This window comes from Dapis brunnea BLCC-M229, assembly GCF_050015995.1.
In the GTDB taxonomy this organism is placed as follows: domain Bacteria; phylum Cyanobacteriota; class Cyanobacteriia; order Cyanobacteriales; family Microcoleaceae; genus Trichodesmium.
The window spans coordinates 1-17,077 of sequence record NZ_JBNHEP010000294.1; the positions used below are offsets into that span (position 1 = coordinate 1).

General features: G+C 37.6%; 8 protein-coding genes. 2 read left to right on the forward strand and 6 right to left on the reverse strand.

Annotation, left to right across the window (positions count from 1 at the left end; all coding sequences use genetic code 11):
* Positions 1 to 36: 36 nt before the first annotated feature.
* Both ACP6PM_RS33745 and ACP6PM_RS33750 read right to left on the reverse strand, forming a co-directional pair.
* Positions 37 to 1,068, reverse strand: coding sequence for an RNA-guided endonuclease InsQ/TnpB family protein (locus ACP6PM_RS33745; protein WP_426591217.1), 1,032 nt, complete (start codon positions 1,066 to 1,068; stop codon positions 37 to 39).
* A 206-nt stretch (positions 1,069 to 1,274) separates the two neighbouring features.
* Positions 1,275 to 2,219 carry a response regulator gene (locus ACP6PM_RS33750; RefSeq protein ID WP_426591218.1) on the reverse strand — a complete coding sequence of 315 codons (945 nt, stop codon included), beginning with the start codon at positions 2,217 to 2,219 and terminating at the stop codon, positions 1,275 to 1,277.
* A gap of 400 nt (positions 2,220 to 2,619) precedes the next feature.
* Between ACP6PM_RS33750 and ACP6PM_RS33755 the strand changes: the two genes are divergently transcribed.
* Both ACP6PM_RS33755 and ACP6PM_RS33760 read left to right on the forward strand, forming a co-directional pair.
* Positions 2,620 to 6,255, forward strand: coding sequence for an ATP-binding protein (locus ACP6PM_RS33755; RefSeq protein WP_426591219.1), 3,636 nt, complete (start codon positions 2,620 to 2,622; stop codon positions 6,253 to 6,255).
* A gap of 24 nt (positions 6,256 to 6,279) precedes the next feature.
* Positions 6,280 to 8,214: an ATP-binding protein gene (locus ACP6PM_RS33760; protein WP_426591220.1), complete on the forward strand. Its 1,935-nt coding sequence runs from the start codon at positions 6,280 to 6,282 to the stop codon at positions 8,212 to 8,214.
* Positions 8,215 to 8,818: 604 nt separating this feature from the next.
* On the opposite strand, the gene ACP6PM_RS33765 is transcribed toward ACP6PM_RS33760, so the two are convergent.
* The 4 genes from ACP6PM_RS33765 to ACP6PM_RS33780 all read right to left on the reverse strand — a co-directional run bounded on the left by ACP6PM_RS33765 (position 8,819) and on the right by ACP6PM_RS33780 (position 15,792).
* Entirely contained in the window at positions 8,819 to 10,129 is a 1,311-nt protein-coding gene (locus ACP6PM_RS33765; RefSeq protein WP_426591221.1) for a pentapeptide repeat-containing protein, read from the reverse strand.
* A gap of 585 nt (positions 10,130 to 10,714) precedes the next feature.
* A complete protein-coding gene (locus tag ACP6PM_RS33770) occupies positions 10,715 to 13,672 on the reverse strand; it encodes an FG-GAP-like repeat-containing protein (protein WP_426591222.1) in 2,958 nt (985 codons plus the stop codon).
* A 676-nt stretch (positions 13,673 to 14,348) separates the two neighbouring features.
* Positions 14,349 to 14,639, reverse strand: coding sequence for a Mo-dependent nitrogenase C-terminal domain-containing protein (locus ACP6PM_RS33775; protein WP_426591223.1), 291 nt, complete (start codon positions 14,637 to 14,639; stop codon positions 14,349 to 14,351).
* Positions 14,640 to 14,727: 88 nt separating this feature from the next.
* Positions 14,728 to 15,792, reverse strand: a complete 1,065-nt coding sequence (locus tag ACP6PM_RS33780) for a calcium-binding protein (RefSeq protein WP_426591224.1) — start codon at positions 15,790 to 15,792, stop codon at positions 14,728 to 14,730.
* Positions 15,793 to 17,077 lie beyond the last annotated feature (1,285 nt).

The following is a 17,077-nucleotide window of genomic DNA, read 5'->3' on the forward strand; positions in this document are numbered from 1 at the left end:
CATAGATGGACAACAGTAACTTTTACTCTTCTATCATTACATATTGAGCACTACCGGTTTTTCTAGGTCAATAGCAGATGTTTTACTTGTGTAACTTTCTTCGGTTTCAATAACTTTGATACCAACCAGTTGACATTTATAAGTTATCTGTTGAATTAACTTATAGTGAGGTATTTGAGTAAAATTTTGGTTGTTTTTTTTGCCGATATTTGCACCTTGTTTCCAGTTATCATTTTTTCCTATGACTACAGTCCCAATATTATTTGTTGTTAAATACTCAACTACTAATTTACTGCTATTATGCAGATAATTCTCGACAAAACGATTTCGGTGATAGGTTAAAGCTTCAATTTGACGGCTAGTTTTTTTCTGGCCTTTGATCACACTTTGGTACTTAGCTTTACGCTTGTTATATAGTTGATTGACGCTTTTTAGTGGCTTCCCGTTAATCAGCAGTGGTTTAACACCAGGCTTATTTGTAGATAGAGCTACTAACCGGTCAATCCCTAAGTCAATCCCGGCTACATATCTTGAATTTATTTGTGGCTGATTTGTTTTTTCATACACAACTTCAATTATATAGCAGGCAGTAGCAGGTACTATCCTCACTTCGATTACAGTATCCACAACTACAGGTATTTTAATTTGACTCATAGATAAGTGACAAATACCATCTTTGAGACTTGCTCTATAAACTGATTCCTTTGAATATATAACTACATTTCTACCTTGAGTTTTATTTTTATACTTTGGTATTTTGGGTTTACCTAAAAACTTTTGTGGATGTTTTGACCATTCTTTGATGGCCTGAAAATAACCACGCCAAGTAGCAACCAAGCATTTTATTATTTGTTTTGATACTTTAGTTGGTAGTGATCTATAGGCATCGCTATCTTTGGTGGCGTGGTAAAGTTTAGTTAAATCCAGACTATGACCAGTACAGAAAAAATGCTGACGACAGTAATAATTAGCCAAATTATACAAGTTTTTTGACTTAAAGGCTAAGCGATCACACCAAGCCCAATACTGATGTGTTCGGTTAATAATATGTCTGTCAACAAGTCGCATTCACCTGAATTATTTCATTTCTTTAGTTACCTGTTTAATATTAAAACACTTTTCTACAAATAGCAACTACTTTCTACAATTTTTATTCAACAGTTAATCACCCTAACCCACAGTCAACTCGCCAAGGAGCTAAGGTTCGTTCATTAATTGATAATGGATAATGAATAATGGATAATGAACACAGACTTTACGGCCACTAGAGGATGTTAAACATTATTCAACAATGAGTTTGAGGATGATGAAAACCCTTGATGCTCAATGTTTTGTAATTTTTTTAGAGCTTGTTGTAACTGGTAGTTTTTCTTTTTTAACTCTTGTTGCAGACATTTAACTTCTCGTTGCAGATGTCTAACTTTTAATTGATTTTCAACTCTAGCTAATACCTCAACTGTTTTAAAAGGCTTGGTAATGTAGTCACTACCACCTACAGAAAAAGCTTTAACTTTATCCCACGCTTCATCAAGAGCACTAACAAAAATTACTGGAATATCTTGGGTTTTAGGATTTGCTTTAAGTTTTTGACAGACAGTATAGCCATCTAGTTGTGGCATATGAATATCTAATAATACCACATCAGGAGATCCTACAGCAATCGCTTGTAATGCAATTACACCATTAATTGCTTGTTGTATTTCATATCCTTGTTCTTCAAGCAAATCAGACAACAGTCTTAGATTTTCTGGCTGATCGTCCACTAATAGAATATTACCCTTCTCAGAAACTGAGATAACTGGTGACGAGGGAACTGGCGACGAGGGAACTGGGGATAAGGGAACTGGCGACGAGGGAACTGGCGACGAGGGAACTGGCGACGAGGGAACCGGTGAAAAAGACACAGACAAAGACGATTCAACCATCTGTGGCTGATAAGGCATTTTTTTTTCTAGTTTCTTTTCTAGTATACTTTTAATATTAGACTTAGTAATTTTTGTGTCCAAAGCTTCAGAAAGAAGTTGCCAAAGTTTAGGTGCAAGGTCTTGCTTCAAATATTTAGGAGAGTAGCCACATTCTTCTGCAATTTGGTCATAAGTCTTTCTATTTCCTTGTAGAGTAGTAAGTAATACAGTACGCTGTAAATCACTAAAACAATGACCCATTTTTTGTTGCATTAATTCTTCAGCCAATGCTAAAAGTTCTTCAAAATTCCTCATGGTAGTAAAACCCTTTTAATATGAATATTAACTTAAAATTTAAAATACTATAAATTCAGTATCCTAGCATTCCTAAATTCTTGCTATTATTAATAACACGTTCTCACAGGACGTATCTTTTTTCTTAGTTTTGGTGAAAGTCCTTATTTTTTTTTAAGGTAATCTCCGAGGGTGTCCTTTGGTGTATTTTTTACTTAACCTAAACTTAACCTAAATTTAACTTAAATTTATCTATACAAATAAAGTAACTCCGAACAAAAAATAGGGTCTTCCTGCCCCTTTTAAGGGGATGAAAAAAAATCAAATTTAGTATTTCAAACCTCTTATTTCAGATTTGAGGTACTGTTAACGCAGTTCCGACCATAGGAGGCTAACTAAGAACTAATAACTGATAACTGAAATGACCCCAAGAAGGAGAAACTTTGACTCCATTTTCTATCAAATGAACCGTAAAAAAACTACCCCCATCCCCAAATTGAGTATTCGCACTACCCTTGTGGTGTCGTTTGTCATACAAATTATTGCAGCAGTTGGGTTTACCGGATGGCTCTCGTTTCGTAACGGACAAAAGACTGTGAATTCTTTTGCATTACAGTTATGTAGAGAAATTGGTAATCGCATTGATCAGCAATTAGAAACTTTTTTAAGTATCCCTCACTTCATCCATCAGAAAAATGAAGAAGAAATTGCTCATGGTCATATTAATGTCCGAGATTTAACTGAATTAAGACGCTATTTTTGGCAGCAGTTACAGTTCTTTAAGTCAGTCACTGATATTGGAATTGGCAATTCTCAAGGTGAAATTGTTGCGGTTAGCTCTGTTGAAAATGTCACTGGCGTAGTCAGAGTATTAAATGCAACAACAAATGATAAAATGGAAACATACGCTGTTGATGAATCAGGAGAACCGACAAAGTTAATAAAAGTTACACCATTTAATATATACCAGCGCCCTTGGTATCAAGATGCACTCAAGGCGGGTAAACCAGTGTGGAGTGGAATTTTTCCCCGTTTAACACAGTCTGTATTAGCAATTAGTGCAGCACATCCTATCTACAGCGAAGAAGGTGATTTCCAAGGAGTTTTCTATATCCTGACGCACCTTTCTGAAATTGGGGATTTTCTCGAAAGTATAAAAATTGGTAAAACTGGACAGAGTTTTATCATGGAATCAAATGGACTGTTGGTCGCGACATCAACAGGGGAAACCCCTTTCCTTAAGAAAGATAGTTCCATAAAACGAATTAAAGCCACAGACAGTAGTAATTCAATTACACGAGCAACCAGTCAATACTTACTAGGAAAATATAGAGAGTTTAAAGAAATCACAAGTTCTCAGCAAATTCGTTTTGAGATTGAGAATAAAAATTACTTTCTACAAGTTTTACCGTTTCGCGATGACAAAGGTTTGAATTGGTTAGTGGTGGTCGTTGTACCAGAAGCAGATTTTATGGAACAAATCTACGCTAATAATCGTCATACAATTTTACTTTGTTTCCTGGCATTTGGTCTGGCTACGATCGCGGGTTTCTTTACTGCCCATTGGATTACCACTCCCTTGAGAAGGATATCCCAAGCTGCAGATAAATTGGCTCAAAGTAATCTCAAGCAGCAGGTGGAACCGAGTTTATTTATTGAAACTAACATCCTGGCAGAGTCTTTTAACAAAATGGCAAGGCAACTTGAGGAATTATTTGATGCCTTGCGTCACAGTGAGATGACCAATCGTGCAATTGTTAACACCATTCCCGATTTGATGATTCGCATTAGAAGTGACGGGAGTTATATAGATATTATTGGTAGCAGTGAGCTACCAGGTGTTTATGAGGTAAAAGTATTTCAAAAAGGTAAAACTGTCAAGGAATTATTGCCACTTGAGTTGGCAGAAAAGCGAATGCACTATATTCAGGAAGCCTTAGCGACAGGTAAACTGCAAGTCTACGAGCATCAAATTATATTCAATGGTCAAATCCGGTATGAACAGGTACGGATTATGGTTTTGGAGAAAGACGAAGTATTAGTCATGGTGCATGATATTACTCCTCGAAAGCAAGCAGAAAAAGCCCTAGAAAAAGCTAATCAAGAATTAGAGAAAGAAGTAGCACGACGGACAGTTTCTCTACTAGAAAGCCAAAGAACATTGACTACTTTGATGAGTAATCTACCTGGTATGGCCTATCGTTGTCTGAATGACTCCAATTGGACTATGATTTTTGTCAGTCAAGGATGCTATAGTTTGACTGGTTATTTACCTCAAGATTTAACAAATACCTCTCAATATGCTCAATTAATTCATCCCGAAGAGCGAGACAGACTTTGGCAACAGGTACAAAAGGCGATCGCCGAAAGAAGACCATTTCGAGTAACTTATCGCTTAGTTTCTCAAGAAGGGACAGAAAAATGGGTTTGGGAACAAGGACGAGGGATTTTTAATCAGAATGGAAAGGTTCAATTTATTGAAGGTTTTATTGCTGATATTACTGATTGGATTAAAGCTAAGAAAGACTTAGAAAAAAGCAACCAAGAATTACGGGAAATTCTAGAGCAGCTAAAAATCACTCAAGTCAAACTCCAAATAGCAAAGGAAAATGCAGAAACGGCTAATAAAGCGAAAAGTGAATTTCTAGCTAATATGAGCCATGAACTACGTACTCCTCTCAATAGTGTCATTGGTTTTACTCAAATTCTCTGCCAAGATGCCCACTTAAAACCAGAACAACAGGAACGTTTGAGAATTATTAACCGCAGTGGGGAACATTTATTATCCTTAATTAACAATATTTTGGAAATGTCCAAAATTGAAGCAGGTCAAACCACCGTTAATGAAACAGATTTTGACCTTCATGCTGTTCTTCAAGATCTCCAAGATATGTTTTGTCTCAAAGTTCAAAAAAAAGGAATTCAATTTGTATTAGAACCTGATTCCGATCTACCCCAATACATATCTGCAGATGAGGGAAAACTCCGACAAGTCTTAATTAATTTAATTGGTAATGGGGTGAAATTTACTGACAAAGGAGGGGTAATTTTAAGAGCTAAGGTGGAGAAAGCTCCAGAAAATAGGGAATATCAACTGCTTCAATTAGAGGTAGAAGATACAGGTCCTGGTATTGCTCCAGAAGAACTCGATAAGTTATTTGTGGCCTTTGAACAAACTACAGCGGGGCATCAAATTAAAAAGGGCACTGGATTGGGGCTAGCTATTACTCAGAAGTTTATTAACTTGATGGGAGGAGAGATTACCACAACAAGCACTGTGGGTGTAGGGACTTGTTTTCAATTATCGATTCCCATTCGTTTGAGTTCAACTCAGGCTTTTCCTGGCAAAGCAGAGAGAGGGAAAGTGATTGGTTTAGCACCTGAGCAACCAGAGTATCGTATCTTAGTGGTGGACGATCAGCCAGACAATCGTTTATTAATTTTAGATTTACTGGTTTCCAAGGGATTTTTGGTGGAGCAAGCTAAGGATGGACGAGAAGCTATAGAGATGTGGAAAGCATGGCGTCCGGAGTTGATTTGGATGGATTTGCAGATGCCTGAGATGGATGGATATGAAGCCACCAGACAGATTAGAGAGTGGGAATCACACTTAGAGTCAACTGCTGTGGCGACAAAGATTATTGCTCTGACTGCTAGTGTTTTTGGAGAGCAAGAGTTAGTTCTAGCATCAGGTTTTGATGACTATATGGTGAAACCTTTTAAAGAACAGGTAATTTGGCAGAAGATAAAGGAATATTTGGGAGTAGAGTTGATTTATCAAGAATCAGTTGAGGGTAATGGTCAGAAACTGGAAAAGACGATTTGTTGTCAAGAGCAAAAGCAAGTTAATTCAGAAGATTTATCAGTCATCTTAAAGGATATGCCATCTGAGTGGTTAGCTGAACTCCACCAAGCCTCAAGTCAACTTCGGGGTAAAAAAGTAATGCAGTTAATTAAAGATATTCCGCCAGAAAAGGCAGTGCTAGCTACTCAACTGCAAAACTTTGCAGATAACTATCAATTTGATCGAATTGTTCAATTACTGAATTTTTTCTAGTTAATTTTCAATTTTAAGTAAATCATGTTTGTTCAACAATTGGAATTAGATAAGCTTAGTCTTAATTCGTGTTTAGCAGATCTTCCTAGCCATGACTTTGAAATTCAAATAACCACCTTGGGCAAAGTTGTGTCAGAAGCATTTCACGAGCATTTAGAACTACCAGGCGTTATGATTACTGCTGATAATAAAATCATCGGCATGATATCTAGAATGAAATTTTTTGAGTGGCTTAGTCGTCCTTATGGATTAGAAGTTTTTCTCAACCGACCAATTGAAGTCCTGTGGGAAATTATGGCTAAGTCTGAAAAAAATTTAGATACAGAGATATTAATAACAAGGTATCTACTACTGAGTGCAGATTGCAACATTTATAAAGCAACAGAACTTGCACTTAAGCGTCCAAGCAGTTTTATTTATGAACCTATCGTAATTGCATGGCCAAATGGACGGTGGCGGTTACTAGATATACAGATTTTGCTCTTAGCTCAATCTCAGCTTTTTGATCTAGCTAAACAAGCTGCGGAAAATGCTAACAAAGCGAAAAGCGAATTTCTGGCTAATATGAGCCATGAACTACGCACTCCCCTCAATAGTGTGATTGGTTTTGCTCAAATTCTGTGCCAAGATACCTCCTTTAAACCAGAACACCAGGAACGTTTGAGAATTATTAACCGCAGTGGGGAACATTTATTATCCTTAATTAACAATATTTTGGAAATGTCCAAAATTGAAGCAGGTCAAACCACCGTTAATGAAACAGATTTTGACCTTCATGCTGTTCTTCAAGATCTCCAAGATATGTTTTGTCTCAAAGTTCAAAAAAAAGGAATTCAATTTGTATTAGAACCTGATTCCGATCTACCCCAATACATATCTGCAGATGAGGGAAAACTCCGACAAGTCTTAATTAATTTAATTGGTAATGGGGTGAAATTTACTGACAAAGGAGGGGTAATTTTAAGAGCTAAGGTGGAGAAAGCTCCAGAAAATAGGGAATATCAACTGCTTCAATTAGAGGTAGAAGATACAGGTCCTGGTATTGCTCCAGAAGAACTCGATAAGTTATTTGTGGCCTTTGAACAAACTACAGCGGGGCATCAAATTAAAAAGGGCACTGGATTGGGGCTAGCTATTACTCAGAAGTTTATTAACTTGATGGGAGGAGAGATTACCACAACAAGCACTGTGGGTGTAGGGACTTGTTTTCAATTATCGATTCCCATTCGTTTGAGTTCAACTCAGGCTTTTCCTGGCAAAGCAGAGAGAGGGAAAGTGATTGGTTTAGCACCTGAGCAACCAGAGTATCGTATCTTAGTGGTGGACGATCAGCCAGACAATCGTTTATTAATTTTAGATTTACTGGTTTCCAAGGGATTTTTGGTGGAGCAAGCTAACAATGGACGAGAAGCTATAGATATCTCGAAAGCATGGCGTCCAGATTTGATTTGGATGGATTTGCAGATGCCTGAGATGGATGGATATGAAGCCACCAAACAGATTAGAGAGTGGGAATCACAGTTAGAGTCACCTGCTATAGGGACAAAGATTATTGCTCTGACTGCTAGTGTTTTTGGAGAGCAAGAGTTAGTTCTAGCATCGGGTTTTGATGACTATATAGTTAAACCTTTTCGGGAGCAGGTGATTTGGCAGAAGATAAAGGAATATTTGGGAGTAGAGTTGATTTATCAAGAATCTGAGGGTAATGGTCAGAAACTGGAAAAGACGATTTGTTGTCAAGATCAAAAGCAAGTTAATTCAGAAGATTTATCAGTCATCTTAAAAGATATGTCCTCTGAGTGGTTAACTGAACTGTACCAAGCCTCAAGTCAACTCCGGGGTAAAAAAGTGATGCAGTTAATTAAAGATATTCCGCCAGAAAAAGCAGTGCTAGCTGCCCAACTACAAAGTTTTGCAGATAACTATCAATTCGATCGAATTGTTCAATTACTAAGTTAAATATTTGCTTGACTATAAGGTGGATCGGAGAGCTATAAATTATTAGACATCTCTGAAAAAGATATAGATTTTTTGCTGCTAGTAGGGAACAGGGAACAGGGAATAGGGAATATATTTTCACGAAAAAGATACGAAAAATGATTAAAGCAGATGAATCTAGCTGTTAGATTCACCTGCTATCAAGTCGAGGAGTTGAAATTATGGCGGTTTTTACAAAGGTAGACTACAGTAAGAATAGAAGTAGATTTGAACTTTAATAACTTACAGACTTGATAGTTGTATTCTATGTTAATGAAAATCTCAATCATCAAGAGTGTCCTTATTAAACAGATTTTATATAATCAAAACTTACGCATGAGGTACGAAAAACTAGGATTTGAGATAGCTTTCCTGTTGGTCGCAATGACGACAATACCTTAGACTTCTTGCAGAAGTCAGGGAATAGGGAATAGGGAATAGGGAATAGGGAATAGGGGGAATGAAATTGTTGATTTTATATCTTGAATTGATTTAATTAAAACTTTTGCAAGAGGTCTCTTGTACTGCGTAAGTCCTAATAATATCACAGAAACAATCTGTAGGAATATTATTTGATTTCAAAAATTTAATACTCATCCTGAAAAATTGCCCCACGTTTAATTAACTCCTGCTTCATTTCTTCAGAAACTCCCAAATTATAGCCAAATATCGCACCCTCTAATTTTGCACCTTCTAGGTTAGCTTCTCTTAAATCAGCTCCCAGTAACTGAGCATTTTTCAAATTAGCATTCATCATATTTGTCTTGACCAATTGAGTCTCAAACAATAAAGTATTAGTCAGGTTAGCACCATGCAAATTTGCATTATATAAGTTGGCATTGATTAAATTAATATCTGTAAGATTAGTATCACTGAAATTAGTATAACTGAGATTAGCATCGCTTAAATTACTATATCTCAGATTAGCGCCGTGCAAATTCGCATTTGTTAAATTAGCCACCCCAAGATTAGCACCTTTAAGGTTAGCATTCTCTAAGTTAATACCAGTTAAAATTTGACCATAAGCTCCATGATTAACAATATCCCAGACAAGATACCACTTATCATCTAATTCTGTAGTGTGATTAATTTTTACACCTCTGAAGTTAACATAATTTAAGTTAGCACCTCTCAATTTCGCATTATTAAGATTGGCATCACAGAGATTAGCACCTTCGAGATTAGCACCTTCAAGATTAGTATCTGTGAGATCGGCATAGTTTAATTTACTGCTAACTAGATTAACATGAAATAGTTTAGTGCTAACAAGATTAGAATGTCTCAAGTTCACCCGCTCAAGACTAGCATGACTCACATCAGCACCTGTAAGGTTGGCTTTATGAAGATTAGCCTCATCAAGGTTAGCATAACTTAAATTAGCATCTGTAAGATTAGTATTTTTTAAGTTGGCACGACTCATATTAGCACCTGTGAGATTAGCTTTACTTAATTCCGCATCTACAATCTCGCTACGCCAAAGATTAGCACCTGTAAGATTAGCATTCTCTAAGTTAGCACTCCAGAAACTAGCGCCTATGAGATCGGATCCACTCAAATCAGCATTGTGGAAGTTAGCAGACCACATTATGGCTCCACTCAGATTAGCATGAGTTAGGTCGCTATGACTAAAATTAGTTCCTTTCAAATTAGCACAAAGTAAATAAGCATTTCTGAGAATTTTCCCGCTTAGATTAATTTCATCTAGATCGCTCATACTCAAATCAGCAGATGTGAGATTTACACCTGCCAATCGATCTGTAAAATTTGGATCGCTAACTATCTTAAAAACATCTATTGTTTTGTTTATAGTATTCATAATCAAATAAAAGTTTTTCCCGTCAATGTAGTATGGATTCCACTCTTCTACGACAACTACTGGCGCTGTTTCGACTATCATTTTCCTATTCTCCTTAAGTTAACTGTTGGTTGTTTGATTGTTGATAATATTATTGCGTATATTCACAGAAAAAACAATACGGTTTTGTTCAGGAAAGTTCAGTAATTTTCTACCTGAATAAAACTGAATAAAACTGAATATTTTAGGGTAGAATCTTATGGATTGGACTAAATAAATAGGGATTTATCAGTATTTTGGCGTAGATATACGACAAATGTCGTAGAATTTTATTCAGGAAAGTTCAGGAAAATTCAGGAAAATTCAGTGCAGTGTTAAATGATTTTTTGATGAGTAGATATGATTCAGTATTTTAGACTAGATATTCTATAATTTGAATGAAAAAAAGAGTAACTTCATCTTTTAGGAGAGCGATCGCCTCAATTATTAGGCCACTTATATATATAAGCATAAAACAAGCAGATGAATCTTAAAACTAAATTCATCCACTATAAAGTTGAGGAGTTGAAATCAAGAATTTGAGTTACCCTTAGTCAGACTCAATGAAGCCAAAATCATTGACAACATTCAAATCTTCCTGCCCCATTGGCAACATAGTCGTTACCAGCCTCCCGAAGTCGCAAAACCTTAGATGTCGGCGGCACCTTCCCATATATTAGCATAAAGACCAGCCCCACCAAAACCAAGAATGTCAGCTTGGCCATTACCATCAATATCGCCCAGCATGCGAGGAGCATGGTATTGGTCCCAAGCTGCTCCAAAGCTGTTGACAAGATGAGCATCAGTTATGTTATCCATAGGAACAGGTGCATCAAATCCGGATTTGCTCTGAAGACTGCCAAACTGAACTCGATCACGTGTGGCGAAAGAAACATACATCTGATTATCATCAGGATTAAAACCAATAATGTCGGCTTTACCATCACCATTGATGTCGGCCAGTGCTCGTCTATATATGTTTTGGTTATCCCAACCCTGACTCTTGCTCATGTAATTATACTGATCGTCCCAGATATAAGGCTTACTGAAAGTACCGTCGTTTTGTCCGTAAGCATAGCGGATTTGATTACCGTTAATGCCCACAATATCAACATTGCCATCCTTATTGATGTCACCCACAAACCGGGGATATTCGTTTTGGCTAGTGTAGCCATCAGCAACAGTGAAATCACCTCTCATACCCACTATATGATCTGCAAAAGTACCATCACCGTTGGACAGAGCCACAAACACATCGCCTGCACCGAAACCAATAATATCATCAAAACCATCATTATTGACATCACCTAACATCCGGGGGAATCGGTCTTGAGTTACCCAACCACCTTTATTTCTAGTCAGGCTCAAATTATCAACCACTTTGATATTTTCGGCTGGAAACATCTCTGGGGCTGGTAAGGTAGGATCGGCGATGTTCTCAGCTACAAGTATGTCATTTTCACGGAAAGCCACAATATCAGCATAACCATCCCCATTGATATCACCTACCGCCCGAGGATAATCGTTTTGGCTTCCTAGGGTGCCAAAACTGAAAGCACCAGTGTTGTTAAGCGTATTATAGCTAGTAAATGTGCCATCACCTCTGGAGTATTGTATAGTAGCTACTCTCTGAGCAAAACCAATGATGTCGTCTTTGCCATCCCTATTGAAATCAGCTACCATCCGCGGGTATTGGTCTTGGCTCGACCATCCAATGTATGTTGTGTTTCCAGTGTGGATAACTTTTCCAGGCAACTGTCCGGTAGTCTCATATCCATTCTGTTGAGCTAATCTCACTGCAGTTGTGGCTCCCTTTAGTTCAAAGCTTTCAAGGGAATAATCATCCAGGCTAATACCAGGGTCGTTTATTTCGAATCGGTCGTTGCTGGATTTTGAACCGATAAACCTCTCAAAATCTTTGACGGTGTAAGTCTCATTTGTTGACTCATCTAGTACTTCTGCTGTTCCAGTCTTATTCACTGTCACGGTTAGTGGGCCATTTAAACTGCTGAAATCAATGGTGTCATTGGTAGCATCAGAACCTATAAACTCTTCAATGCCGATGAAAATGCCAGTTTCATCACTAGCTGGTTTTTCGCTTGAAACATCTAAACTGTATATCTTAGGGTTGACAGCCGTCCCCGCGCCCTTGAAAGTTACAGTATCTTTATGAGAACTACCAATGATATTCTCAATGCTATCCAACGTATCTGTAGTTCCAAAACCATCATTAACAGTGTTCTGGCTTATGTTGACGTTAATGCCTCCGGTAGAATGGATGTAGTTGGCTGTATCAGAACCATCACCACCATAAATACGGTCTGAACCTTGTCCACCCGAAAACTCATCGTTTCCCTCAAATCCGTACATTACATCATTACCAGCCGTAGCTACCGCACTCTCTGTTTCATAGCCAGCAATGACATCATTAAGTTGTGTTCCATACATATAGTTGGCACCATTGTTACCTCCTATCTGAACTTCAGAATAGGCTCCAAGAACCAAAAATTTGTTTGTCCCCAGGTTTTCGAGGTCTTCATCAGCAATATTCAGTTTTGTGTTAGTTTTATAGTCTTTCGCATCGTTAGAATCAATAATCAACGCTTGGCGTTCAATAATACTGAACCAGTCTCTCTGAAGTTCGCCACTTGAGTAACCTTCAAGACTATTCAATTCATTAGACAATTGAACCGTTGCAATAACGTCAGTGCTATTCGTGTCATGCATAACTTTGAGCAGATTATTGCCATTAGAATTTTGATCGAGATAGATATCACCATCTAATGGCAGAGGAATATATATGACATCTTCGGTGGGGTTAAAGTCTTCGATGGTTGCAGAACCAGTTTTGCCTTCAACCGGGGCTCCAACTGATTCTCCATCATTTGAGATAGCTTTGGCTACATCAAACACCATCGGTACAAATTCTTTGGCAATTTTGCCGACGGTTCCCAAACCAGGAACAATTGTAAAACCCAAGTCAGTGACATCTCCAGCCAAGCTGAGAGCTAGGTTCCCCCAGTCAATACCTTCTCCCGTAACTACATCGGACTGTTGCAGGGTAGAATCACCCAAGATGAAGGTATCGGTGCCATGTTCACCACTCAGCACATCGCTTGCACCATCTGCCAGACTACCCGTGTACAAGACATCATGATCATTTCCTCCACGCAATATATCGTTACCGTTATCACCACGCAATTGATCGTTACCGTCTTTACCTGCTAATAAATCGTCACCGTCACCACCTACTACCACATCATTACCAGAACCAGCATCGACTGTATCATCCCCCTCATAGCCCCATATTTCATCGTTGCCACCGCGACCATAAATCCAGTCACCTCTTCCACCAAAGTCACTATTACTAAAATCTCCATTGCCTTGAATAGTATTATCGTCAGTTGTGCCCATAATCTTGCTGTAGTACTTCCACTGTTCAAACGATTCTGTACCCCACCAATGATCTTCTGTCCCCAGTCCTATATACTTGTAACTATTGTCAAATGTGTTTACGCCTTCCTCTTCCATATCTATACGACCGTAGTCATAAAAGCGATAATCGGAGCTGCCTTCACTATGCTTTTCATATGGATAATCAGTCATGATATTTTCCTCTGAGTTCAATTGTATTTGCTTAATGGGGAAGAAGTTGTTTTCTTTCCCTTGTTGATATTACTATCGCTGAAATTTTCGGAAAAAACAATACAGAAAAGTTCAGGAAAGTTCAGGAATTTTCCACCTGAATAAAACTGAACTTTTAGGTTGAGAATTTTGCCGATAAATTTATCTTTGAACATTTAATCAATACGTTTATAATCAATGCTAGGATTGAAAAATGTCTATTTTTAAGATATGTTAAATTGATTTTTGCAAGTATTTATTACTAACTATTTTGGCGTATATATACGACAAATTCATGATGGTATTTTTGCCTATATATACGCAAAATGTAAGAGAATTTTATTCAGGAAAGTTCAGTTTTATTCAGGAAAATTCAGTTTTATTCAGTTGTTGAAAAAAGCAATAAAGTAAATGTCGTATAGAGGCGATCGTTCAGTATTTTAGAGTAGATGTCCCACAAATTCAATACAGGTTTGATGAAACAGGGGCAACACATCTGTAGGTGGAGCGATCGCCTCAATTATTAGGCTACTTATATAACTATAACCACAAAAAAAGTGGATGAATTTTCAAAATAAATTCATCCACACTAAAGTTGAGGAGTTGAAATTCAAGAATTTGAGTTGCACCTGATGAAAGAAACTTTTATTTCTGACAATTAACAGTATAAACCAATATCTTCTCCACAAACATCCGCCAAATAACACAATGCTTTAAACCTTAAACCAATTAGTTCATTGTAAAGAGGATTAAGTTTACACATCGGAGGAATATGAAACGAGATACGACTAAAAAAAGTGATATCCCGCTCAAAGGGGCACTGACTAGGAATTAATTGGCAGAGAAATTTGGCTAATTTGGGATTGTTGATTTCGATATGGTCTAGCCATTTGCGCAAGGGGTTTAATGGCTGAAATTTAGTGAGTTTAGTAAATATACGAGTAATCATAGCTCTAATAATGTTGGTGTTTAGTTGATAGTATTGTTCTAATTCCTGGTAAAAATAATCCAGTCTAATACTTGGGTAAATTCAGTTGTTAGATAAGGAGGATGTTTTCGTTACTAACTTCAAAGCCAATTGGATTTTCCAGAGTCACAATTGGCTCTGGAAGCCAAGTCCAGATATTATTATTAGTTAACATAACTGTACCTGTAGAAGGATTAAGACTCAAATCGAGGTCATCGATACTATTGATACCATATTCAGACTTATCTATTTGAATGATGTCTCCCTCAGATGCATTGAAGTCCTTAATAATAGGGTAACTGCCAGAGTTTTCCAGAATAAAAGTATCTGAGCCACTGCCACCTACAAGAGTATCGTTGCCTGACCCACCATCAACAGTATCGTTGCCCGACCCACCATCAAGAAAATCATTCCCTAAATTACCGATGAGAACATCACCATTTTTGTTACCGTATAGAATATCGTTACCTTCTCCACCATCAAGAGTATCGTTGCCCTGCCGACCTGAGAGATAATCGTTGCCTTCTCCACCATAGAGAGAATCCTTTCCTGACATCCCAATGAGATGATCGTCGTCTCCTCCACCATAGAGAGCATCATTACCACCTTGACCATTGAGAGTATCGTTGCCTTCCAAGCCGACAATAATGTTACTATTGTCATCAGATTCAATAGAATCATTACCATTACTACCAATTTGATACAGACCGTTTGGACCATTGATAATTTTTAGATTTTCCGCAACATCGAAATTTTCTACTCCATTGAGGACAGCAAATGTACTACCTTGAAACTCTAAGTAAGTGTCTCCACCACTAACAGTTGCTGAATAGTCATCTAAGTCACTTCCCATATCCTCGGCAGAAACCATAACTACATCACCTTCAACAGTATTGAAGTCCGAAATCAGCTCGGGAAGACCGTCATCAACAATACCAAAGACATCTGCACCATTTCCTCCCATGTAGAAGTTGTATCCAGCACCACCTATGAGGATATCATTACCATTACCACCTAGTAACTCATCATCGCCTTCAAAACCTATGATTAGGTCATTACCATCACCACCATTCACATGAAAATTATCGTCGCTAGTTACTAGAAGAACATCGTTACCCTCAGTTGCTGTTGCCATCGTTTTATTCTCCTTCAGTTAATTTTTAGTTGTTTGATTGGGAAGAGGTTGTTTTCTTTCCTTTGTTGATATTATTAGTATTGCAGAGATTTTCGGAAAAAACAATACATAAAAGTTCAGGAAAGTTCAGGAGTTTTCCACCTGAATAAAACTGAACTTTTTTGAAGTAAATTTGGACAATAAACTTAGTTATTGGCTATATTGGCAAAAAAATAAATCTGCTTATAATCAAGTCTAGACCTGAGATATACAGATTTTTTTAGTAACTAAAAATTGATATTAAATTAATTTTGTCTATATTAATGACTCAGTATTTTGGCGTAGATATACAAAAAATGTCGTAGAATTTTATTCAGGAAAGTTCAGGTTTATTCAGGAAAGTTCAGGTTTATTCAGGAAAGTTCAGGTTTATTCAGTGCAGTCTTAATTGACACTCCACGGACTAAAGTCGCGTGGATTTTTAGTTAGAGTAGATGTCCCACAAATCTATACAGGTTTGATGCTCAAGGGACAACCCATCTGTAGGTGGAGCGATCGCTTCAATTATATAGAACCCATTTGATAGCTATTTAAAAAGAGATGGGGAGATTCGGAGATGGGGAGATTCGGAGATGGGGTGATTGGGTGATGGGGAGATGGGGAGATTCGGAGATGGGGGCCTAGATTCTACCTTTTTCCCCTATCCTATTTCTCTGACTCCTGACTCGCTCCTCCTGACTCCTTTGCCAAAAACCCCCAGCTTTGCAGAAATACACTTAGGGCTTCTATAACCACAAAAAAAGCGGATGAATCTAGGTTTTAAGATTCATCCGCTGTCAAGTTGAGGAGTTGAAATCAATAATTTAAGCTGCTATTAGACGTCTCCGAAAAAGATATAGATTTTTTGAGGCTAGTAGGGAACAGGGAATATATTTTCACGAAAAAGATACGAAAAATGATTTTGGAGAGTTAATTTGACAACTCTAGCTTGTCTTAAATAAAGAGCAATTTTATTTTCTGGAGAGGTCTAATCGAAGTCATTTATGGTGTCTATCCCCCAAGAACATCGTCACCGCTATTGCCGCCATAAAGAATATCGTTACTACTAAAAGAGATGTTGTCGGTGCTAAGTGTAAAGCCAATGGGATTTTCCAGAATGGCAATCGGATCTTGTACAGTAGAAACCCATAACTCACCTGTACTTGAATCATAGCTGAGATCATTGATATCCTCGTCGATCAGATATTTAGATATTGGGACTTACACAACTTAACTGGCCAAATTAGACTATAATGCTTGGTCTACA

Bases quoted from the DNA above. Each gene is read 5' to 3' on its own strand.
- ACP6PM_RS33745 (WP_426591217.1), bottom strand. From the start codon at position 1,068: ATGCGACTTGTTGACAGACATATTATTAACCGAACACATCAGTATTGG.
- ACP6PM_RS33750 (WP_426591218.1), bottom strand. From the start codon at position 2,219: ATGAGGAATTTTGAAGAACTTTTAGCATTGGCTGAAGAATTAATGCAA.
- ACP6PM_RS33755 (WP_426591219.1), top strand. From the start codon at position 2,620: ATGACCCCAAGAAGGAGAAACTTTGACTCCATTTTCTATCAAATGAAC.
- ACP6PM_RS33760 (WP_426591220.1), top strand. From the start codon at position 6,280: ATGTTTGTTCAACAATTGGAATTAGATAAGCTTAGTCTTAATTCGTGT.
- ACP6PM_RS33765 (WP_426591221.1), bottom strand. From the start codon at position 10,129: ATGATAGTCGAAACAGCGCCAGTAGTTGTCGTAGAAGAGTGGAATCCA.
- ACP6PM_RS33770 (WP_426591222.1), bottom strand. From the start codon at position 13,672: ATGACTGATTATCCATATGAAAAGCATAGTGAAGGCAGCTCCGATTAT.
- ACP6PM_RS33775 (WP_426591223.1), bottom strand. From the start codon at position 14,639: ATGATTACTCGTATATTTACTAAACTCACTAAATTTCAGCCATTAAAC.
- ACP6PM_RS33780 (WP_426591224.1), bottom strand. From the start codon at position 15,792: ATGGCAACAGCAACTGAGGGTAACGATGTTCTTCTAGTAACTAGCGAC.